This window comes from Oceanobacillus sp. M65 (assembly GCF_052246275.1).
Lineage (GTDB): Bacteria > Bacillota > Bacilli > Bacillales > Amphibacillaceae > Oceanobacillus_B > Oceanobacillus_B jordanicus.
Genome location: NZ_JBQQCJ010000001.1, coordinates 1,304,048 through 1,327,727, shown reverse-complemented (window position 1 = coordinate 1,327,727; position 23,680 = coordinate 1,304,048). Strand labels below are relative to the sequence as shown.

Below are 23,680 nucleotides of genomic sequence, written 5' to 3'. Positions count from 1 at the left end.
CACCATGTATACATACTATTACAAATTAAGTTAGGAGCATTTATTAATGACAACTTTAGATAATAAACAGTACTCGCAAATTGTTAATATAGCAACTACAATGGTTGAGGCATCAGAACACTTTTCAATACTCATAAAACAAAAAAATCTTAACCAAAGTATCTTCATATTTAGTTCAATTGCCGAGGGCTTTGATGCTTTAAAAACTATGCTAGGTTCTTTAACAAATAGTTTGTTAATCGAAAAGTACAGTAAGCTTGATAACACTCTCTTGTTAATCGCTACTAATTTAGAAAAAGGTAACCTACTTAAGGTCTCTGAAATTACTCAATTCACTTTGATACCGCAATTTAGAAAGTTTAAACAAGAGCTAGAATTATCACAAGTAAATACAGAGAAAAAAAAGAGCTTAACAATAGGCGTTTATCTAAGTATTAAAAGCCCTCGGGACGCATACCCAGAAACTCGAATCAATGCATTAGTAGAAGAAAGTAAGAAACAGCAAACTCCTCTTTACTTTTTTTCCTCCGCAGATGTTAATTTAGAAAAAAAAGAAATAAATGCTGAAATGTTTATAGAAAAAAAATGGATAAGAGCAACGGTTGATCTACCAGATGTTATCCATAATATTGCACCTTTAGCTAGGGGGCAGCAATCTACTATAGAGAAAAAGTTAAGAAGAATAATTCCTTTCACTAGCTTTGGTGTAGGCGACAAATTTAATCTTCCGAAAACATTGGTCCAAAACAGGGAATTTGCAGATTTACTAGTTCCTTTTAAAATCACGACTGATAAGACAACTATATTAAACTTCGTTAAAGAAAATGATAGTGTTGTTTTTAAACCATTAAGAGGTAGACGAGGAGAAAATATCTACTTTATAGAGCAGAAAGGGAACAGATTTAACTTATTAGATCATACAAAAAGTACTATTTTGAGTCAACAAAAGCTAGAACAGTGGTTAGAGGAAAGGATTCTAGTAAACAAAAATAGCTATATGGTCCAACGGTATATTAATAGTCGAACCAAAGCAGGAGAACCTTATGATATAAGGGCTCATGTTCAAAAAAATGGAGAAGGAAAGTGGCAATTAACTAAAATCTACCCACGAATAGGGAATAAGAAAAGTATATTAAGTAATATTAGTCGTGGGGGTAGAACAGAATCCTTAACAAGCTTATTCTCTAACGAATATGGTGTTAAAAAGGGGAAAGTTCTTGAGGAAAAACTAATCAATTTATCAATGGATCTTACTTGGCATCTTGATAAATTACACAATTTATCTCTCGACGAACTGGGGTTAGATATAGCCTTGGATAATAACGACAGGTTTTGGTTGCATGAAGTAAATAATGGCCCCCAAACCACTTACCATGAACAAGAAAGAGCAGTAAATACTATAGCCTACGCAAAATATATTGCCAAAAACGGTATTGTTTTAACAAACCAATTTAGTAAGGTTAACTACAGAAAGGGCCAATTTAATGCAAAAAAATCAAATTTAGAAATGGCTAATTTAGATAACAAAACCCAAATTGGAATGCTAGTTGATAAGAGCGAAATAAACAATTTGACAGTAGCCTGCGCTTACGTTTCTAATTATGAAAATGTGCATTTCTTCTACTTCACCCCATTAGACATAGACTTTGAGGAAATGTTAATCAGAGGCTACTTTTTTGAAGGAAAAGAATGGGTTCCTAAAATTGTTAAATATCCAGATGTAGTTTATGACCGACTAAGACTTCGAGGTATAAAAGGCTATTCTAATATATATGAGGAGCTAGAAGGTATACCTTTCACCAATGAATTTTTTGGCAACTCAATAAGTAAACTAGAAGTATATAACAAACTAAGTGAAAATAGCTCTTTAAATGAAGTAATTATACCTTATAAGAAAGTTGAAACGCTGACTGACACTATTCACTATATTAATGAATATGGAAAAATAATTCTTAAGCCAGAAATTGGTTCTTTTGCAAAGGGAGTAAACTTTATTTCAAAAGAAAATATAGATCAATACTTTGTCGCCGAAGGAGAACTTGAAAATAGGTATACAGAGTGGGAATTGAGAAAATATCTTAGCGATCTTATAAAGAAAAACAATTATATAGTGCAGCAGTATATAGAAACCAGAACAATTGATGACCAACCATTTGATATCCGAGTTCATATGATGAAAGATGGTAACGGCGAATGGTCCTTTATTAAGATCTATCCAAGAGTAGGTGTAGATCATGCAGTCATTCTACCTTTGAGAAGAGGCGGTTATATTGGGAAGTTGACCAATTTCTTAGATCGGAACTTTGGTGCTGAAAAACAGTCAATCATTGTAAAAGAAATCAAGAAAATTTCACTTAACATTGCAACAAGTTTTGAAGGAACATACTCAACAAATCTTAGCGAAATAGCGTTAGATCTTGCTATAAACAAAGACCTCAAGTTGAAACTTATAGAAGTCAATGTAAACAAACCTGGTTATATGGATTATGATTTTGAACTAGCACAACATGCAATTCCCTATGCTGTTTTTCTAGCAGATAAACGTTAATACTTCCCAGGTTTTGTTAACTAACCAATTTAGTACTTAAGAGAAATAAAATACGTTAAATAAAGGCTATTACCTCAAGTTATTAAGAGGGTAATAGCCTTTATTTTCGTTACTAACTATAAATGAATAGCATAAAACCCCTTGCTGGTATCATAAAAAATGCACCATAAAGGGGTTTTAACAAGACTATAAGTACTGTCTTAATTGATTATTGAAGTAATTGTAGTACTCCTTGTGGCTGTTGGTTAGCTTGAGCAAGCATGCTTTGCGCTGCTTGGCTAAGAATGTTGTTCTTCGTGAAGTTCATCATTTCTTTTGCCATGTCAACGTCACGGATACGAGATTCAGCAGCAGTTAAGTTCTCAGAAGAAGTTCCAAGATTGTTAATAGTATGCTCTAGGCGGTTTTGAGTTGCCCCAAGTTTAGAACGTTCAGCAGAAACTGTGTCGATAGCTTCTTGGATAGTAGTAATTGCTGTATCAGCAGCTTCTTGAGTTGAAATATCAATTCCTTCAGTAGCTGATCTAGCAACGCCTAGTGATTCAGCATCCATTGCGTCAACTTGAATTTTTAAGTTTTGACCTTCATTTGCACCAATATGGAATGTAGCTTCAAACTCTCCACCAAGTAAGTTTTGCGTATTAAATTCAGTGTTGTCAGCAATACGTGTGATTTCTTGAGAAAGTTGATCTACTTCTTTTTGCAATTCTGCGCGGTCTTTGTCTGTGTTAGTGTCGTTAGAGCTTTGTACAGATAATTCACGCATACGTTGAAGGATTGAATGAGTTTCATTCAATGCACCTTCAGCAGTTTGAATTAAAGAAATGCCGTCTTGAGCATTTTTAGATGCCATTTCAAGTCCTTTAATTTGTCCACGCATTTTTTCAGAGATTGCTAGACCTGCAGCATCGTCTCCAGCTTTGTTAATTCCTAGACCTGAAGAAAGTTTCTCCAATGAGTTTTGTGTAGCACCTTGGTTTGCTCCTAATTGGCGGTGTGCGTTAAGAGCTGCAATATTGTGATTGATAATCATAATTTTCTTACCTCCATGTAAGTGTATTTTTTGGGCACGTCCCTGTGTCCCATCTATAACAACACTTGGTGAATATCACCTTGCGTTATTAACTTTGTCAATGTTCGGCCAAAACATTTTTATCATCATGATGACTACATTCCTTATATCGACCGTTTTATAGAATGTTTAAATGTTTTTATAAAAAAAGATAAATATTTTTCTTTTGTGACAAGCATAGGATTCTTTAACAGCGCGTTAATAATCTGTTATCCTATTTGAAAGCGTTTAAAAAATTGAAAGGAGAGTAAAATCTATGAAAAGTATTACGCGGTTTTGTGACCGTATGGTTCAGCGTTATTTGCCTGATGCGTTCTTATTTGCCATTATTTTAACGCTTGCTGTCTTTATTCTTGGTATGATTTTTACGGATAGTTCCTCTGTAGACATGCTGTTTTATTGGGGCGATGGATTCTGGGACCTTTTAGCGTTTGCGATGCAGATGTCCCTGATTGTAGTAACAGGTTATATCCTAGCTAGTACGCCTGTTGTTCGGAATCTTCTTAAGAAAACAAGTACCCTTGCAAACACACCATCTCAGGCCATTTTGCTTGTGACATTTATTGCTTCACTTGCTTGTATCATTAATTATGGGTTTGGTTTGGTGGTTGGGGCATTATTTGCTATCCATGTGGCAAAGCGGGTGCCTACAGTAGATTACCGTGTTCTGATGGCGAGTGCCTATAGTGGCTTTCTTCTGTGGCATGGTGGATTGTCTGCTTCCATCCCTCTATTAATTGCGACACCTGGTCATTTTATGGAAGATACGATGGGGACGGTGCCGGTCACAGAGACATTATTCAGTAGCTTTAACTTGTTTATTGTCTTCTTCCTTTTATTCACACTTCCTTTTGTAAATCGCTTCTTAATGAAATCACGTGATCCGCTAACACAAGGGGACGCACGTCTATGGCGACCAGAGTCAATTGATGGCTCGAGTGAAGAGACTGGGGAAGAGAAAGTAGCTGAAACACCTGCAGAAAGGTTGGAAAACAGTCAGGTATTATCCGTTGTTATTGGAATACTTGGCTTTGCATTTGTGGTTTACTTCTTTATGCAAAATGGGTTTGATCTAAACATTAATATTGTGAACCTCATCATGTTATTTTTGGGAATTCTATTCCACCGTACACCGAGAAGGTTTTTAAACAGTGTGACAAATTCTGTGAAAAATGTAGGCGGGATTATTGTTCAGTTTCCGTTTTATGCAGGAATTATGGGGATGATGGTAGCATCTGGGTTATCAGAACAGATGTCGATGGCATTTGTAAACATGTCTAATTCTTTCACTTTTCCGCTATTTTCCTTCTTGAGTGCAGGACTGGTTAATTTCTTCGTTCCATCCGGTGGTGGGCAATGGGCTGTTCAAGGGCCGATTATGATTCCTGCTGCACTTAAGCTAGGCGTCGATACTGCGAAAACTGCTGTTGCCGTTGCTTGGGGAGATGCTTGGACCAATATGATACAGCCATTCTGGGCACTGCCTTTACTCGCGATAGCCGGGTTAAAAGTACGCGACATTATGGGCTTTTGTGTCTTAATTCTCGTGTATAGTTTTATCCCAATTTCAATTGGTCTTTTATTCTTTTAAACAGAGAATCCTCGGGCAACCGGGGATTTTTCTTTTAAAGCAAAAAAATAAGCCTGCACATGCACGCTTTAATGTTGGTTTTGTTTTAATAACTTCATATCAGCCTTTGTTTCGACAACACTATCACTAAGCACAGAAAACTTGGCATCCAATTTGCGAATGTCTTGCTTGAGTTCTTTTTCTAGATTGGCAACTCGTGTATCTAAATCGGATACCTTTTGTCCCAGCTCTGTAATAGCCTGCATAATATCTCTGTTTGAAATATCCTCCATACTTCTCACCTACTCCTGTTTAGTCTATAACTTAGCTTACCATGATTGAGGGTTCCCAACAAAAAAGCAAAAATTGAAAATAGGCATAATAATCGGGGGCATTTTTCTTTCTCTCTAAGAACAAAATAGGATTATATAGACAGTATTTCTATGAAAAAAGCAAAAAAAATAAGCCTGCAGACGCACGCCCTATTGAATAATTCCTTGGGATAAAAATTTATTAGTGCTTTTTTCAAGCTGTCTCTCTACCACTGTTGCGATTCGTTGGTCTAATCGTACAACATTTTGCTGTAAACCGTTTAATGTAAGTTCTATGTTATTGGCCCTGATTTCTAAACTTAGAAACAGTTCATCCATTTGCTTGCTTTTTGTCTGCAATTCGTTGATTTCTTCTAGTAGCTTTGTGACACTTCGCAACAGATCTTCCATCATTTCTTTGGTCAATCTGTCCCCTCCTTGTATGCATAGAATAGTTTGTAATACAATCGTAACATTTCAACTTATGAGCAACAAGTGTATATAGGAGGATATTTCTATAGGAAGAAAGTAGGTCTATTTATCTGGGATATGAAAAAGGAACTCTTCTCATGAAGAATTCCTTTTCAACTTATCTATCTCGATCTGCCAACAAGCGATTTAATGTATCTGCTGATTCAGATATGGTTGTTGCAGACTGCTCAATTCCACTGATTGCTTCATTAAATACTTCTAGATCATCCTGGATCGTTTCATTACTGCGTTTGGATTTATCCATGCTCGCATCAATTTCTCCAAAAGCGTCTTCTGTATTTTTTAGTTCACTTTTAATTGTATCCAAAAATTCCTGTGCTACTTTGATATTAGAAGAACTGTTGAAGACTTGCTCTCCTGTTTGGTTTACAAGGTCGGTAACATTTGTTACAGAGCTGCCTGTTTGTTCAGCAAGCTTACGCACTTCTTCTGCTACAACGGCAAAGCCTCGTCCATGTTCGCCTGCTCTAGCAGCTTCAATGGATGCATTTAATGCTAACAAATTGGTCTGGTCCGCGATTGATTTCACAATCTCGATGATTTCTTTAATTTTTATAGATGTCGTTTCCAAATTGGTCATTTCCAAAACGATTTTAGCTGTGCTATCCTCTAGCTCTTGCACAGAGGAGCGCATATCAGAAAGTCTGGAAACCCCTTTGTCGGCGGCAGTTTTTGCATTTTGTGCCAGTTCCGTACCACTTCTTGAGCTTGTTGTGATGACGCCAATTTTTTCGGTCATGTCACCAATTGACGCATTTGTTTGTTCAGCTAATGCTGCAAGCTCTGCAGAAGTATGTTCAACTGAATTCAAAATTTCCATCTTGGCTTGTTCTTGTTGATCCCGGAATTCTGCAACTTCATCATCGTATGCTTCCAACACAACCTGTTGTTCCAGGTTGAGTAGTTTATTGACAAGCTTTATGCCAAGTAAGCGATCATCCTGATGTGGGAAGTTTGTTACGATTAAATCAATCAAACCGTCAAATAACTTTTGGAACGAAGCAATATACCATTTCTGGGTAAGGCCAATTTTCACATGAATATGGGCGATTCTCTTCCGGCGTTGAATAAAGGCTTCACTAATTTCTCCTGAAAACATCTCAATAATATGTCTTTCTAATGTCAGTTTCAATTTATCAATAGAACTGTATTCTTCAATTATCGCGATCAGCTTTGGATTTTGTTCAATGCTACCATAGAAGCAGTCTATAATGGTTTTATTATCTGCTTCCACATATGGCTTTAATGCCATCGCTATTGCAAAGTCTTCTCGTTTTAAATCAAGCATTTTTAATTGCTTTTCTAAATCAGATTCTGGTGTTATTTCAATCGTTGGGTTCATTTCACTTGCAGCTTGCTGAAGTGTTTGCTTGTTCTTTTCACTTTTTTGCTTTCTATGTATGGATAATCCCAATATGGTTCCCCCTCTTTGTTCCCTCTACTTTTTATATCGGCATAACTTGTCTCAATTTATAGGTCTATAGACGGATTACTGCATAATTTTTTGATTTCATTTTTGGGGTGCGTGATGCTATTTGCCTCGAGTGGGCTTAGGGGGCGCTGCGTCTCTTTCCAAGGTCGGTGCGTCTTTTTGCAGGAGTACAACGTCTCTTTCTGGGTTTACTGCGCCTTTTCTCGGGGTTACTGCGTCTCTCACCAAGTTTGCGGCGTCACTCTTTAGGATTAATGTTTCATTTCGAGCTTACACGGATTCCTTTACCAAAAAACCACTCCCCCTTAAGGAAGTGGTTCAATTCATTATTTCGCTGCTTTTTCATGCAATATATTCCCTGCTAACGCATAGAGAACAGCATATGTGACGAAATGGGAGGAGTTGTCATTGGGATCCTGTTGTGGGTAAACTTCCACATAGTCCATTCCGCGAATACCCATCTTGGCGAACTCGTGCACAAGCTCCAACAACTCATATGAAGTGAGGCCATTTCCATCTACGGGTCCTCCTGGATTAAATGCAAAATCCAGAACATCACTGCAAATGCTTAGGTAAACAGCTTCTGTTCCTTCGCTGGCAATTTTATATGCTTTCTCTGCTAAAGCTGCAAGATCCTTTGCTTTGCGTACCTCTCTAACAGAGATAGTAGTCGCGCCGACTTCCTTCGCATATTTCCCAGTTTCGGGCGCGTTCCTCGGTCCGTGGATTCCCATATGGACAATGCTTTCATTTCGCACACTTTCACTTTCATAAATGCGGTGAAATGGTGTACTTCTTGCATATAGGTCGCCTTCATATTCTTTATAGTTGTCATAGTGAGCATCCAGATGAATGACTCCCACTTTGCCGTCTACTTCTTCACTTAATGCTTTTACAATGGGATAAGTGATACCATGATCACCACCGAAAGCGACAGGGAATTTCCCCGTTTTCCAAACACCTGAGGCAAAGTCCTCAATTCGTTTCATCGTCTCGATTGTATCTGCTGGCACCACATCTACATCCCCAAGATCGCCAATTGTATAATGGGAAAGCACATCGATGTCATCTAATTCCGGCAAATAGCCTGAATACCGAGCAGAGTTGAAGCGGATAGCCTTTGGTCCGAGCTCACAACCAGTGTAATCTCCCCAGGTTACGGCTCCCTCCCAAGGGACACCGTAAATGAGGACATCGCGATCGGTCACATCATCTTTTCCTAATTTCACTTTTTTTCCATTAAGATAGCAAGGTGTATTGCCGTATAATTTATTTTGACTCATGCTGTATCACTCCTAACGTTATTTTACGCCTGCAACTTTATCGTATTCTTCTTGCATCTCCTTGGAAGGTCCTTTGCCAATCAAACTGAATAAAATAATCGCAATACTTGATAACACAAAACCTGGTACGATCTCGTATAAAGCAGATCCAGTCAATGGCCATAGGAAGACTGTTACGCCACCCACGATAATTCCGGCGACCGCACCGTTTCGAGACATCTTTCTCCAGAATAAGGAAAACAGAACAGCTGGCCCAAACGTTGCACCAAATCCTGCCCATGCATAGCTTACAAGATCAAGCACAGAGCTTGTTTCATTCCATGCAAGCATGATTGCGATAATCGCAATGACAAGAACGGAAATCCGTCCAACCCATACCAGTTCTTTATCAGATGCATTTTTGCGGAAATATCTTCTGTAAAAATCCTCCGAAAGGGCACTGGAAGAAACAAGTAATTGTGAGTCAACCGTACTCATAATGGCTGCAAGTACTGCTGCGAGTAAGATTCCGGCAACCCATGGATTATAAACAACTTGCACTAGCTGTATGAAGACTTGCTCAGAATCGGCAAGAGGCTCATTAAAGGTTACGATACCAAGCATCCCAACAATTAACGCACCATATAGCGGGATAACAAGTCCAAAAGCTACACTGATCAAACGTGCTTTACGAACTTCCTTATGGGAACGGATTGCCATAAAACGAGCTAGGATGTGTGGCTGACCAAAATACCCAAGACCCCAGGCAAGTGCAGAAATAATTCCCACCGCTCCGATCGCCCCTAAAGGCTCCCAAAACACCCCTTCTGATTGGTTATAATCTGTTGCTGAGAACGCATCAATTAAATTGGGGGTTATTTGTCCAAGCTGATTAAATAATTCCCCAAATCCACCAATCTCAATCAAACCATAAATGGAAGTAAATAAAAGTGCTGCCGACATAAGTACACCCTGGACAAAATCTGTATAGCTAACTGCAAGGAATCCACCCAAAAAGGTATAGGAAACGATAATAATGGCACCAACTGTTAAAGCAAAATGATAATCCATATCAAAAGTTCCCTGGAATAATTTTGCACCAGCCACGAGTCCTGAAGCTGTATAGAATAAGAAAAACGCTAAAATAAATGCTGCGGAAATCACGCGTAATAAATGTGACTTATCTCGAAATCGATTTTCAAAAAACTGTGGTAATGTAATGGAGTTATTGGAGTATTCGGTGTAAACACGTAGACGTTTTGCGACATATTGCCAGTTAATCATGGCACCAACTGCCAGACCAATTGCAATCCATAAGCTCCATTGTCCAAGACCTGCCGCATATGCCGCACCAGGCAAACCAATTAAGAGCCAGCCACTAAAATCACTCGCTGATGCTGAAAATGCAGCAACCCAGCTATTTAACTTCCTGCCACCGAGTACATAATCTGATAATGTGTTTGTCATTCTGTACGTAATAATTCCGATGACAATCATTCCAACAAGGTAAAAAATAAATGTTATCAACGTGGCGTTCATTTCGAGTCATCCCCCTTTTCCGTGAAAAAGGTAATCACTGCCCAGACTACCAATAGCGGCATGGGAACGACAAACCAAAATAATGTCCATCCACCAATTGCATATTCCATCGTATTCCTCCTTTGTCTTTATCTATATCATATTAACATAACAATTAGAAAATTTCATTTAATCGGAAATGAGTGTTAATTTATGCAACAAAAAAATAAGCCTTGCTGTTATGCAAGGCTTATTACGTTTCGTTATTGATTCCATTTTTCTGTAAAATAACCTATATCGCTCGACAGTTCTTCCCAAGCTTTATTGGAAATATTCCCTTTTTCTTTTTCATAATCAAGCAATACCGTCATACCCTGCAAATGCTTTACTAGTTTTTCATTCTTCTCTTGCTCTTTATAATAGTTCAGTGCCCGCAAATGGTTGTGTAATAGGGTAGAAGTTTCTGTACCTTGAATATCGCCATGCTCTATAAAGTGGTCAACTAGCCATTCCGTACCTTCTAGATTGTAAGAATGACTTCCTTCTATTAATGAAACCTCGGCAATGACTGGTAGATGATCCGCTGCTTGGCTAGACATCTTAGTAGCAGAATGGACTTCGATTCTTGGTGAAGCAAATACATAATCAATTCTCCGGTCAGGCGAAGCAGCAGGATACGTATACCCATCTTCTTCTACACTCCATTTCCAAGCATCCGCATATTTCTGAAATAATGGTTGAAGTTCAGGTGCTTCAGGTCTCGCGTTCATATCTCCAACGAGAATACTATAGGTATGCGCTGCCATGATTTCTTTCATGTCCGCAACCTGCATTTCTCTTACAATAGGATCTGCCCTGTAGTCTAAATGTGTCACATAAAAAGCCACTTCTGCGCCATCCACATTAATCTGTGCTTCAAGGAATCCTGGTGCAGGTTTAGGTACAGGATCCGGGTCTTGGGTAGATAATCTTGCAATCTCTCTATTTGCAGCGTCGGTAATTGGATATTTACTCAATACCGCTACACCAAATTGCCTGCGTGGTTCCCCTTCACCTGCTGGGTCAAAGTCATAGATTGGGGCAAAATAGTAATCCATATCTAAACGTTCAGCAAGTAACGCCACCATATTATCATTGTTGCTGCGGTCTCCCCAGTGGACATCTACTTCCTGCAAGCCGATAATATCCGCACCTGTATTCTCAATGGCTGTAGCAATTCGATCCAAATTATACGTCCCATCAGTCCCCCTACCCGCTGCAACGTTATACGTCGCCACCTTCAAAGCAGTTTCTTCCAACTGACTTGACCCTTGCACCGCATACGTTTCATAAGAAGGAGAAAGAGATACCCACAGTAATGCCACAAATCCAGCAACAAACAACATCGCCTTTTTCATTAAATCTACTCCCCTCTATTATTTTATAAAAGACAGTATTGGGACAAATGCATCCCCGCTAAATAATAACCCGAACTATAATGCAAATTCTTGAGTAAAGGTTTGCTTAGTTCGGGTTTTGTATGTTTATAAACTAATCTTAGCGTAGGCAGAACACGTAGACTCCTCGAAAATCCAAAGCAATTTTCTTCGTGCGAAGTGAAGCTGTCGGAGCTCTCCTTGTCCTACGGGAAAAGCACGAGCTGAAGACCCCGGAGTGGTGCCCTTTCCACGAGGAGGCTGAGGCCGTGCCCGTGGAAAGCGTAGTGTTCTGCAGAAGCGATGCTGAAAATTATTATCTTTATTGAGCACTGACAATTCTATTAATTCCACATCGCTAACATATCCGTTGCGTCACTATAAAGGAATTCGTAAGCGCTTTCGGAAATGCGTTCAGCTTCTAATTGCTGATCCAATAATAGTAGGAAGCTTTCCATATGCTTTGCCACTTTAGCGGCATCTGCACTTTCCTCATATCTTTCAACAGCGGTAAGATGCAAGTTTAGCTTACGAGCTGCATCATTTTTGAGTTCCTCCGAGTCAACAAATGCTTCAATCAAATTTTTCAAATTAGCTGTGCTGACAGTGTATACAAGATAGTCTCTACGCACTTCTTTAAATGCTTGCAGATCTCCTTTCCACTGATCAACCATTGATTCCACTGTTTCTCCATTCTCTATTGCTTCCCGTACCCAGCCGTTACCAACTAGGTTATCAAAGAATGACACGCCTGCACTGCTTTCAGCACGAAAAGCAAAGTCATTTGGATACATGTCATGTAGTGTTTTTACGATATGCAATCCAGTCACAACAGGGTCGTATGCCTTTTTATCTGTTACATGAATCTGTACCCCATGGCTTAAAGTACCACTATGCTTGGAAAACGTCGGAGTAAAGGAAGCCGCACGGAAGGTCACACCGTCTAGTTCAAGGTTGTTTAATGCCGCTGCATAGTCTGTACTATTTACAAACGGCGCACCGATTAATTCGAATGGCTTTGTAGTCCCTCGTCCTTCTGACACATTCGTTCCTTCTATTAAGGCAGCCCCTGGATACACAAGTGCCGTATCAAGTGTCGGCATGTTTGGTGATGGTAGCACAAACTCAAGCTCTGTATCATCATAATATTGTCCCCGCTTCCAGCCATCCATTTCAACGACTGTCAGATCTGCTCCAATATCAAATTCTTCATTAAATAACTTGGCCAATTCCCCTACTGTCATGCCGTGTCGTAATGGAATTGGATAGTTCCCAACAAAGGAAGCATATTCTGGATCAAGGACAGGGCCTTCGACGCTGTTACCTCCAAGTGGGTTTGGACGGTCAAGCACGAGAAATTCCACATCGTTTTCCTGTGCTGCTTCCATTGCATATGCCATTGTGTAAATATACGTATAGAATCTAGCACCAACATCCTGAATGTCAAATAACAAAACATCCACATCTTCTAGCATCTCTGGTGTCGGTTTTCTAGTCTGGCCATACAAGCTATATACTGGCAAACCTGTTTCTTCATCAATATAGTACTCTACATAATCTCCTGCCTGCGCATCGCCGCGCACCCCATGTTCAGGACCATAAAGGGCTGTAAGTTCAACGTCTGGATCATTATGCAATGTATCGACAATACTGTTTAACTCTTGATCAACTCCTGTTGGATTGGTAATCAGTCCAACCCGCTTCCCTTCGATTAAATCTTTATGCTGTTCAAGCAATACTTCCACACCGAGCTTCAACTCATCACCACCAGCATTGTTATTGTTCTTTAGCTTATCTGCCACTACACCTGACAATGAACCGAGAACAAAGCATAGACTTATTACCAAAATAATCGTCTTCTTCAAGGTTAACGCCTCCCTTATTTTTTTAATAAAGGCTAGGAGGATACAGAACTCCACCCTGCCTTTTGCTTAATTTTGTGCTTTTTGCCAAATCAGCAAAAGAGCCTCTGCATGTTGTGTTATCTCCTCTTTTGCCTGTTCGGAAATTTTTCCATTATCATGTTGAACTTCAAGCAACTGAGTAAGCACCTGCATATGTTTACTTGCTTTATCTAGGCGATCTTGATTTGCAAATCGCTCCACTGCTGTTAAATGGGTAAGCAGGAGTCTTTCTGTTTGCTCATTATTGATTTCTCCATTGTCAGCAAACTGCGCTACTAATTGCTTCAATTTCGATATGGATGGAAGGTCTTCAGCTGAAATGCCAATTGCTGTGCCTTCTCTGGTTGAATCAGCAGCACCACTATACGTTTCATTATGAAGTAAAATACTATTTACATTGCCAATCTCTCTTGGCGTTTCTTCCCAGGAATGTCCCATTTGCTCTAATAGATCACGAATGTTTTCCGGCACCCCATACTCCCAACGAATGCTTGGATAGCTGCTACTGTAAATACGTGGTTCTTCAATCGCATCTTTTAACTCCATTTCATATCCAAGTACATTAACAAGTGTCTGGGTTACGGACGTAATGATGGTGGCGCCACCTGGTGAGCCAACCGTCATATAAGGTTCTCCGTCTTGTAAAACGATAGAAGGTGTCATGCTACTAAGTGGTCGCTTATTAGGCTGCACTTCATTTGCTCCACCTGGAATGGCATCAAAGTCGGTTAGCTCATTATTCAGCATAATGCCATAGCCTGGTACCATGATGCCTGATCCAAACACCTGCTCAATGGTCGTTGTATAGGAAACAAGATTTCCCCATTGATCGGCAACCGTAAAATGCGTTGTTTCTCCATCTACCTTGTCATCTACCTGTGTGACAACCTCTGGTGCTTCCCCGCCCTGATAGTCCCACGGATTTCCTGGCTCTACGTTCGGGTTAGCAGCTTCTGGGTCAATGGTTGCCACTCGTTCTGCTACATAGTCTGGATCAAGTAATCCTTCTCTCGGCACCTCCACATATTCAGGGTCTCCCATATAAGCACCCCGATCGGCATACGCAAGGTGCATTGCTTCCGCCATATAGTGGTATTTCATTGGAGATTTTACGTCATGCTGGGTAAGATCCAATTGCTCAAACATTTTTAACAGTTGAAGCATGGTTAGTCCTCCAGAGCTTGGTGGCGGCATGGATGCAATGTCATATCCTTGGTAATCGCCCCATACTGGTTCGTCCTCCGTCACATCATATCGACTTAGGTCTGCAGTATCCATGCTCCCGCCAAATGCTTGAACCTCTGCAGCAAGCGCTTCGCCAATTTCCCCGTTAAAAAGAGCATCTGATCCTTGATCGCGAATTAACTTAAATGTTTTAGCCAAATCTTCCTGTACAAGGGTATCTCCTTCTTTCAGTGGATTGCCACCTGGTAAAAACACATCCCCAGCAGCTGTTCGGGCTAATTTACTTTCATTACTGGCAATTGCATTTGCTAGTACCCAATTCACAGGAATACCCTGTTCCGCCATATCAATCGAAGGCTGAATTAAGTCTTCCATCGGAATCGAACCCCAGTTATCAAGAGCAGTCTCTAGACCCTTTAAGGTCCCAGGCACGCCAACCGATTTTCCGCTTTGTACACGCTCAGAAAAAGGAATTACCGTACCTGCAATGGCCTCTATATCCCATTCCTCAGGCTCTTCTTCGTTTTCTTCCCATTGACGAACCTTCAGTTCATCATCCTCTACACGGAAACGAAGTGATTGCCAATCTGTTGTACGGTCAAAGGAAACGGTGTCCAACGTAGAGTTTTGACCGTCTTTAGCTTGAATTAATTTTAGTTCACTTGTATTTGTATTGATTTCTACCCCATAACCATTGCGAGCATAGGTAGACCCCGTGGAACGGAACGCGTCTGCACGCAACCATAGGCGAAGTCTTCTATCGTCTCCTGGGTCATCTGTGCGAAAACGAATAAATAATTCGCTATCTTCTACTGACTCCATCACAGAGGTAGCTTGACCGAATGAAGTGGAATTGCTGCCATATGGTGCTCCAAAATGAATGTTTCCTCCTGTTTCATTTAGGCGAAACGCCGTGCCCCGCTCCAACAACTTAAATTTATCAGCGTCCCACGGTGCACCATTCTCTCCTGTAAAATCAGAGCTAAATACATGCTCCCCTGTTACGACATCTTCCACTTGCAGGTCCGCAACATGGAATTCGTTGCCCACTTCATCACTCAGTTCATTTGCCCCAAGTAGAAACTTACCTGGTTCTTCCACGATATTGCTTTTATCAATAAACATATCGGGTGTAGCCCCTTGTGGTGCACGCTCTCTACTATTAATGATCGAGACATCTTCGCTCTGGGCATCATAATACATCATAAAGCCACCACCGCCGATTCCCGACATCATCGGTTCTGCCACATTCAAAGCAAATTGCATGGCGACTGCAGCATCTACCGCGTTACCTCCGCGTTTTAAAACATCTGCTCCGATCTCAGAAGCTAGCGGATGTGCGGAGACGACCATCCCTTTGTCCCCAACATCAATTTGTTCGGGCTGAACCCCTGGATTCTCCGGTTCATATTCCGTATTATCATCAGGACTGCTGACAGCAGAAACCGCAGACACCGGGATACTAAACAACATCCCAATGATAAGCAGGATCGATAATAATCTTGACTTCTTTTTCATGTTTCCCCTCCTTTTCGCGCTTAAAAGGAAACAGTGAGGGGTATCATTGTGCTCCTCACTGTTGCTTATAGCGGATATCTATTGCCACTTCACATTCAAATAAGTTGCTGTACGGACGAGGTCCTCATAGGTTGAGTCATTAAATGCATCTTCCTCGTGTAAATAATCGACTAACTGTTGGAAACCGGCAAGATGCTTTAATACTTTTTCTTGATTCCCTTGCTGCTCATAGCGACTAATTACCGTTAAATGCAAGCCGAGGGATCTAGCTGAGTTCGCATCTATTTCCTCCCTTGTAAGCAATCGTTCTACCATGTCCTGCATGCTTTCTGCACTCCATGCATAAATAGCATCTGCTGTCTTTTGCGATACTTTTTTCCGAATACCGTTGGTAGAAACTGTTTCTCTTGTTGGATGAACACGGTTTGTTAGCAAAATTGTCACTGTCTCGTGATTCGGGCTTACTACAATCGATGTTCCGGTATAACCTGTGTGGCCCAACGTATTATGTTCAGCCAGATCATCCATGTACCATGATTGATTTAATTCCCAGCCCAGTCCTTGGTCTTGGCCAGGATAGGCTTCATTCCAGTTTGTTTTCATCAGTTCAACTGCTTCCTCTGAGAGAATCTCTTCCCCAGCATAGGTGCCTTCTTCAAGCATCATTTGTGCGAAAACAGCTAAATCTGCTGCACTACTGAAAATGCCAGCCTGTCCTGCAACGCCATCCAATGACCAAGCATTTTCATCATGCACACTTCCCCAAACGACACCACGATTTGTCCATGGCTGATATTCGGTAGCAGCAATGCGCGATTTAAGTGATTCTGGTGGATTATACATCGTATCCTGCATCTGTAGTGGTCCCGTGATTTTCCTTTCTACAAAAATATCCTGGCGCTCACCACTAAGGCGTTCAATGAGCACGCCTAGTGTCAGGTAATTCACATCACTGTAAACATAATCGGCACCTGGCGCTTGCTGAAGCGGCTCGTGCAATACAAAATCTAACCTTTCAGCGCGATCCCCTTCCACTTTATCAAGGCGTTCACTAGGACTTGGGGCAAATCCAGAAGTATGTGTGAGTAGTTGCCTGATCGTAACTTCTTCTTTGCCTTCCCCCGTGAATTCAGGAATATACTGTTGTACCGGGTCTTCTAATTCAAATAATCCTTCATCCCATAACTGCATAACAGCTGTTGCTGTAAAAAGTTTGGAAATCGAGGCCATATCAAATATAGTATCTTCCTGCATTGCTACAGGATCTTCCATTTCAGTAAATTGATCATCCGTGTAACGAGCAGCATAACCATAAGCGTCATGTTTAACGACTTCGCCTTGTTTGGCGATATACACGACCGCCCCTGGCATCACCTTATCCGCAATCGCTTGCTCCACCTCTCCGTCAAGATCATCCAAAGGTTGTTGGAGCATTTGCACCGCATTACTAGCAGCCTCCGCCTTCACGGGCGCTACGGGAACAAACAGTGTCAGACAGAGCATGAAAAGGAAGAGCATGGATAGCGCTTGTTGTTTTCTCATCTATAAACGCCTCCTTGTTTAATTACTTATCTTCTCCGGCTGTTTGCTGTGCAGTGAATGTCCATTCTAGGCTTAACGTGTCTCCTTGGAATTCGTTTTGGTCCTCTCCGTTATCTACAAAATTAAATTGCACGACAAGATCATCAATAGTTCCAACTGGTAGTCCATTTTCACCAAGCAGTGGCAAGAAGACATTTTCATTTACTGCTTCAGGTGTCATGGTTTTTAGTTCTGCCAATGTCGTCTGGTAAATTACTTCATCAAGTTTGTCGGCATTGTATAGGAATTCGACCATAATATGTTCGCCGAAATCTCCTGTATTATCTCCAGCAGCATCTGTGACAGTATAATCTGTATCGAGTAATACCTTTTCAATATCAAGTGTGCCGTTATTTTGTAATTCAAAATCACGTACCATCGTATCGCCTGGTTTAATATTATCTACTTCAATAATTTCTGTTGGCGCTGCAGCGAGATCCAGCGTCCCTGCAGCAAATGTGTTACTTGATGTTTCGGTATCACTGAAATACGCAAATGTTCCCCCACTAACTAATGTAAGACCTAATGCTGCTGAAGCAATTCCTAACCCCAATTGTTTTTTAATATTCATTTATAACTTCCTCCCCAATTTTTATATGGTTGCTATTTTGCATCCATCGTTTTTTCCTGTAGCAAATGTTTTACCTGTTTCAATGTCCTTCTAATGGTTATAAAAGCATATCCGAGCAATAGAAATCCTGGCAGAATCATGAGCAGTGCCGCTCCTTCAGGTGACGTGGCAAACTGAAACACATAGCCAACATATGGAATTGTAAACCCGGCATATTGCCCCACGACATTCTCTGATAATACTGGGCTTACATCAGGGCCATTATTAGCATCCCCTTGCGTTATATACTGTTGCCCATTGTTTTCCACCTCTATAATTCGGTGAGTGATCAGTATGTTGTCCTCCGCACGATAGGTGATAACATCGCCTTCTGAAAAGCGCTGCATATCTCCACCGGTTTTCACCGCAATAACGGAGCCAGTCTGAATCCCTGGTTCCATTGACCCGGAAAGAACGGATTTAATTTGATAGCCAAACACATTAACCTCATTACCGGAAGCTTTGGAAAGGCCCACGACGAGTAGAGCACAAAGCAGCACAGCGATGACAATCGTATACAAGATATTACTCATCGTTTTTAATGTCATTTTCATTTTCATTCTCCTCCCCTTCGCTCATCGCGTCCTCTTCCACCGTTTCAGATTCTGTCGTTTCGCTCTCTTCCTCTTCTTCATCAACAGGCTTTTCATTCTCCAGGTTACTTTCCTCTGCTTCTTTTTCTGTATTTTTTTCAGAGGTTTCAGATGTATGATCTTCTTCTGATTGTTCGTCTATGTTCTTCTCTTCAAGCGTTGACCCCTTATCCGTCTCTGCTTGTGTTGTATCATCCTTTTGTGTATGCTCTTCTGCGTGTTGTTCCTCCCCCTCAATCGGTGCTTCTTCAGCATAGGTACCTGCTGTTACGGCACCTTCCACAGTTGAGGTTGCCGTAAAGAAAGCAGACGTGGGAGAATGAACCTGGGAGACGAGCAGAAAGAGCAAGTATAGGATAGTGAAAAAACGCCCCATCACTAGCACAAATCTATGCATACGCATCCCCCTAGTTTGATTAAAAAGTAGATTTATTCCTGCGTAGTCCAGACTTCATGCAATTTCAAGCTTTCTGTTTCTAGATAGCTGTATGCTTTGTCGGTAATCTTGTCGTTATCATGGAAATGAGCAATCAAGTCTTGGAAGCTTTCTAAGTGCTTCACGACCTTATCTCCAAGCTCACGCTCTTCAAATCGTTCTATAGCTGACAGATGTGTTGTAAGCGCTCTGGTCGTTTGGCTATCTGTAATTTCATCTTGTTGTGCCAACTCATCGACAAGCTGCTTCATCCCCTCAGCACTGAGAGAAGTATCTGTATAATCCAGGCTATGCCCGAGGTTATATAGATCTGGAATCGTAACAGGCAGTTTTCCATATGGATTAATATCGCCTACCAGCACGCCAGCTACCGCATTAATTGACACGTCGAGATAGCTATAGGAAGCAACATAACCACCTACCTCTGGAAATACCATCACATCATATGGATTACGATGTGCCGAAACAATTACAGGTTTTCCTGTCTGTTGAAGCGCTTCCACAAATTCACGCTGTCTTTCATTTGTATTCGCCGTATAGGTCGTAACAATAATTTTATCGGCATCTGCTGCGTGCTCTACAGCCTGCTCAATCTGACTGTCTGTCGGACTTGTACCCGTTGCATAGCTACGTCCATCGACACCCTTTTCCTCTAACAATTGATAAAGCAAGGATGGCTTGGCTACTGATGGACCAGTAACAAGTACCTTTTCATCGTTTTGAACTGGTAACACGTCCTCATTTTTAACTAAAGTAATGCTTTTGTCCGCAATATCTTTTGCTGCCTGTAAATTGGCTTCTGTTCCAATATTCTCTAACTTGTCAGGGCTAGTCTGCGTTTCTTCAAACAAGCCATTTTCCATTTTTGCCCGAAGAATGCGATAAACCGACTCTTCCACACGCTCCTCGGAAATTTCCCCGGATTGGACAGCTTCCAGCATGCCATTATATGCCACTTCTACATCTGGTGGATTTAATAAAATATCCACACCAGCTTTAAAGGATTCTACCGGAACACGGTCTGGTGGTACTACGTTGGCACCTGACATACCAAGGCTATCCGTGATAATTAAGCCATCATAACCAAGCTCCTCACGAAGTAAGTCAGTAATGATTGGTTTTGACAATGTTGCCGGAAGTCCTGAGTCATCCAATGCTGGCACGACAATATGTCCTGTCATAATTGAACCGACTCCAGCATCAATTGCTTCTTTAAATGGTTTTAAATCCACTTCATGTAATGTTTCCAAATCATGGTCAATGACTGGAAGCCCATAATGGGAATCTACATCCGTGTCACCATGTCCTGGAAAATGCTTTGCCGATGCGATTACATTCTGTTCTTTATATGCATTAATTTGCGAGACACCAAGCTTCGAAACCAGTTCAGGATCTTCACCAAAAGAACGAATTCCGATAACTGGATTTGCCGGATTCAAGTTCACGTCAACGGTTGGTGCAAAGTTCATGTTAATCCCTAAACTGTTCAGCTCTTTGCCGATGATGTTTCCAGATAGGGCAGCGAACTCCTCAGACCGTGTTGCTCCAATTGCCATGTTTCCCGGAAAAACCGTCCCTGGTTCTGTTACACGTTGGACAATCCCGCCCTCCTGGTCTGTCGAAATAAATAAGGGAATGCCGGAATCCTGCTCGACCGCAATTTCCTGTACACCGTTAGACAGGGACTGCACCTGTTCTGGATCCAAAGGTGTGCCAATGTTGTAGGACCAATTAAAATAAATTAGCCCACCGATATGGTAGTTTTCAATAACCTCTTGAAAGTTTTTCCCACCGCGGTTGTTATTTAAATTGGTGTTCTCGTATCTTGGGTCAGTTGGGGTTTGGCCATATACATGAACAATAAACAGCTGCCCAATTTTCTCTTCTAATGTCATGTCATCTATGATGGCGTTAATCTCATCCTCGTTTACATCCTGCTTTTCAGCAGCTGACACATTTTTCATTCCCCCTGGTATGGGAAGTGTCAGAAGTAGTAAAGCTGCTGACAAAAACGCGATTACCTTTCGTAGCTTCAGCTTCAAGTAAATCCCTCCTTCATTCATTTATTTGATTTCGAGGTTCATTTCCTGGCTCAACATTTCCAAGTCATGAAAACACCGCCCTTCAAAATTTGTCAAAGGTAGGATCCCCCTTGTCCTTAATAGGGTTATCTAGACAATAGCAAAAGCTGTTAAAAAATGTTGTTTAATTATGTCTTAATTTTCTATGTTTTCAAAATTGATATATTGGGACTAGTTATTACCCGAAATGCTAGTAGAGAGGGCGCATCTATTCTTACCAGGAAAGTTTGTCCGTACTATCTCACTAGGTATTCCTACACACTTTTTGCAGATTGATGTCTTTGTGTAAGATTTTCACTTTGGATTTACATATTATTCCACGCGGGGATTCGACAAAATTAGCGTGTTTTTGATGAAGTGTGGCATTTGGTTAGAAGAGAGGATTTTATTGGGGTGGATATGGGTTCAGTTTGATGTGCTGTCGATTCACTTTGATGCGCTCTCGATTCACTTTGATGTGCTCTCGATTCACTTTGGGCGGTGACGATTCACTTTTAATACATGATTTCACATTTTGTAAAAAAAGCCTATTGCTACCTGCTTGAACAGGTAGCAATAGGCCTACAGCGTTATCACTTATTTTTTCTAGCTTTTAAAAATCCATCGATCCCATTCCAGACTAGGCTGAGGATAAGTATGACAATAGTCCAGAATGTTACCCGACTCCAAATCCAATTGACGGTATCATAGCCTTCACTGCCCGCAATAAGGACATTTGCCTCTACCAATTCACTCATGAACGTTGGATTCCAAAAGTCCGTAGCCGTTACCATGAATAGAATGACAGCCATAGAAAGTGTATTTGAAACGGTTGTATATAAAACTAACTTATAGCTCCATTTTCCAAAAGCTAGTTTTAAACATTCGTTTAATATTCCAATCCCTAAGATTAAAATAATGAATACGAGGTAGGTCCCATAATTCTGTTCATTCAAAAAGGGGACAACCCCATTAAATCCATCATGAAAAACCCAAACACCTAAATAATCACTTGAAAAGGAAAACAGAACGATAAAAAACACATAGAAAATAATACTCGTTACGGCTTCACCGCGTTTAACTCGACTATGCTCAACTGGAATCGGTGGCAAGTTAGTTGGTTTCCACTCTTCTTTTTCCCATTGTAAATCTTCCTTTTTCACATTACCCATTAACTCTCCCATAGCAAATCCAAATGTCGTCCACCCGAAAGCCATTGGCAATGCAGTAACAGCTGAAACAATCATATCAACGAAGTGATCTAAAATATTTACTGGATTGATAACGACCTGAATGGCGAATCCAATGCCTATAGAAATTCCTACTACTGCCAATATAACCTTCAATATATATAGGTACGAGTCAAAAAGTTCTGGTCCTATCAGGTATTTTTTGGTGTTGCGATACTTATCGGCTAATTCTTTCGGCCTGCCCAATTCCAGCAGTACTTCTTCTATATCCCTTTCCGTGTAGTGATTTTTTCCGGACCGATCTTCCAGCATGTCTTCAATTAAACCGCGAAGTTCAATAGCAATATCTTTCCTCTGTGATTGTGGCAGCTTTTGCGTAACTGCAAAGATATAACGTTCAACCATCTCCATCGACATCATCTCCCTTATCCTCGATCACATGATTTAAACTTGTCACAATACTTTTCCATTCAACAACGAGCAGATCATATACCTCTTTCCCTGTCTTGCTGAGTAAATAATATTTTCTAGGCCTTGCTTCGTTGGTGTCCCACTTACTTTCCAATAGGCCTTGTTTCTCTAACCTCCTTAAAAGTGGGTATAATGTGCCAGGTTCTACATGGACCCCATTTTCGCCGAGCATTGTCACGAGTGAGTACCCATACTGCGGTTCAGAAAGCTGGCTTAGTACCCCAATCGTAATGGTTCCCCGTCTCAGTTCTTGCATTAGTTTATCTAAATGCTCATGTGCATCTTTCATATGATCAACTCCTGTATTTATTATAGTGTATGAGACACACTATTGTACAGTACATAATAAAGTTTATTGTAAACTATTGTGTTGATAACTATTAGAAATAATGATTTATATTTTATGTGTCCAGTTGGCAGATGGAGAAAAGTTTTGAATGATTAAATGTACTGATTATGTGCGGCATTCGGTGATTTAATGTTGGTACCGCGACTTTTTGGGCTAGCTGCGT

The 23,680-nt window shown here is 40.7% G+C and carries 18 protein-coding genes and 1 pseudogene; 2 read left to right on the top strand and 17 right to left on the bottom strand.

The window, feature by feature from the left end; genetic code table 11:
• Positions 1–46: 46 nt before the first annotated feature.
• Complete coding sequence (locus tag ACTWPF_RS06235; protein ID WP_443148698.1) at positions 47–2,548, top strand: YheC/YheD family protein; 2,502 nt, start codon at positions 47–49, stop codon at positions 2,546–2,548.
• Positions 2,549–2,756: 208 nt separating this feature from the next.
• Here ACTWPF_RS06235 and hag read toward each other — a convergent pair whose 3' ends face one another.
• Positions 2,757–3,581, bottom strand: coding sequence for a flagellin Hag (gene hag / locus ACTWPF_RS06230; RefSeq protein ID WP_443148697.1), 825 nt, complete (start codon positions 3,579–3,581; stop codon positions 2,757–2,759).
• A 295-nt stretch (positions 3,582–3,876) separates the two neighbouring features.
• Here hag and ACTWPF_RS06225 point away from each other — a divergent pair, with 295 nt between their 5' ends.
• Entirely contained in the window at positions 3,877–5,211 is a 1,335-nt protein-coding gene (locus tag ACTWPF_RS06225; RefSeq protein ID WP_443148696.1) for a short-chain fatty acid transporter, read from the top strand.
• 68 nt (positions 5,212–5,279) lie between these two features.
• On the opposite strand, the gene ACTWPF_RS06220 is transcribed toward ACTWPF_RS06225, so the two are convergent.
• From ACTWPF_RS06220 to ACTWPF_RS06145, 16 genes and pseudogenes are all read right to left on the bottom strand, one after another.
• Positions 5,280–5,483, bottom strand: coding sequence for a hypothetical protein (locus ACTWPF_RS06220; protein WP_443148695.1), 204 nt, complete (start codon positions 5,481–5,483; stop codon positions 5,280–5,282).
• A gap of 189 nt (positions 5,484–5,672) precedes the next feature.
• On the bottom strand, positions 5,673–5,927 hold the full coding sequence (locus ACTWPF_RS06215) for a hypothetical protein (protein ID WP_036575215.1): 255 nt from the start codon (positions 5,925–5,927) through the stop codon (positions 5,673–5,675).
• A gap of 163 nt (positions 5,928–6,090) precedes the next feature.
• Positions 6,091–7,407, bottom strand: coding sequence for a protoglobin domain-containing protein (locus ACTWPF_RS06210; protein WP_443148694.1), 1,317 nt, complete (start codon positions 7,405–7,407; stop codon positions 6,091–6,093).
• A 344-nt stretch (positions 7,408–7,751) separates the two neighbouring features.
• A complete protein-coding gene (locus ACTWPF_RS06205; RefSeq protein ID WP_443148693.1) occupies positions 7,752–8,708 on the bottom strand; it encodes an agmatinase family protein in 957 nt (318 codons plus the stop codon).
• Between the two features lie 18 nt (positions 8,709–8,726).
• Positions 8,727–10,226 carry a sodium/proline symporter PutP gene (putP, locus tag ACTWPF_RS06200; RefSeq protein ID WP_443148692.1) on the bottom strand — a complete coding sequence of 500 codons (1,500 nt, stop codon included), beginning with the start codon at positions 10,224–10,226 and terminating at the stop codon, positions 8,727–8,729.
• Positions 10,227–10,468: 242 nt separating this feature from the next.
• On the bottom strand, positions 10,469–11,602 hold the full coding sequence (locus ACTWPF_RS06195) for an endonuclease/exonuclease/phosphatase family protein (RefSeq protein ID WP_443148691.1): 1,134 nt from the start codon (positions 11,600–11,602) through the stop codon (positions 10,469–10,471).
• A 362-nt stretch (positions 11,603–11,964) separates the two neighbouring features.
• Positions 11,965–12,252: an FIMAH domain-containing protein gene (locus ACTWPF_RS06190; RefSeq protein WP_443148864.1), complete on the bottom strand. Its 288-nt coding sequence runs from the start codon at positions 12,250–12,252 to the stop codon at positions 11,965–11,967.
• Positions 12,229–13,485 (bottom strand): annotated as a pseudogene (locus tag ACTWPF_RS06185) (exo-beta-N-acetylmuramidase NamZ family protein); the annotation flags it as partial. The gene ACTWPF_RS06190 and the pseudogene ACTWPF_RS06185, both read right to left, overlap by 24 nt.
• 66 nt (positions 13,486–13,551) lie before the next feature.
• Positions 13,552–16,227: a gamma-glutamyltransferase gene (gene ggt, locus ACTWPF_RS06180; RefSeq protein ID WP_443148690.1), complete on the bottom strand. Its 2,676-nt coding sequence runs from the start codon at positions 16,225–16,227 to the stop codon at positions 13,552–13,554.
• A gap of 78 nt (positions 16,228–16,305) precedes the next feature.
• On the bottom strand, positions 16,306–17,769 hold the full coding sequence (locus ACTWPF_RS06175; protein ID WP_443148689.1) for a serine hydrolase domain-containing protein: 1,464 nt from the start codon (positions 17,767–17,769) through the stop codon (positions 16,306–16,308).
• A 22-nt stretch (positions 17,770–17,791) separates the two neighbouring features.
• Entirely contained in the window at positions 17,792–18,379 is a 588-nt protein-coding gene (locus ACTWPF_RS06170; protein ID WP_036575242.1) for a CalY family protein, read from the bottom strand.
• A gap of 32 nt (positions 18,380–18,411) precedes the next feature.
• Entirely contained in the window at positions 18,412–18,972 is a 561-nt protein-coding gene (sipW, locus tag ACTWPF_RS06165) for a signal peptidase I SipW (RefSeq protein WP_161464361.1), read from the bottom strand.
• Positions 18,944–19,408, bottom strand: coding sequence for a SipW-dependent-type signal peptide-containing protein (locus tag ACTWPF_RS06160; RefSeq protein WP_443148688.1), 465 nt, complete (start codon positions 19,406–19,408; stop codon positions 18,944–18,946). The genes sipW and ACTWPF_RS06160 overlap by 29 nt, the downstream gene beginning before the upstream one ends.
• 32 nt (positions 19,409–19,440) lie before the next feature.
• Positions 19,441–21,489, bottom strand: coding sequence for a glycoside hydrolase family 3 protein (locus ACTWPF_RS06155; RefSeq protein ID WP_443148687.1), 2,049 nt, complete (start codon positions 21,487–21,489; stop codon positions 19,441–19,443).
• Positions 21,490–22,100: 611 nt separating this feature from the next.
• Complete coding sequence (locus ACTWPF_RS06150) at positions 22,101–23,108, bottom strand: HAAS signaling domain-containing protein (protein ID WP_443148686.1); 1,008 nt, start codon at positions 23,106–23,108, stop codon at positions 22,101–22,103.
• Entirely contained in the window at positions 23,095–23,457 is a 363-nt protein-coding gene (locus ACTWPF_RS06145; RefSeq protein ID WP_058949076.1) for a PadR family transcriptional regulator, read from the bottom strand. The genes ACTWPF_RS06150 and ACTWPF_RS06145 overlap by 14 nt, the downstream gene beginning before the upstream one ends.
• Positions 23,458–23,680: the final 223 nt, after the last annotated feature.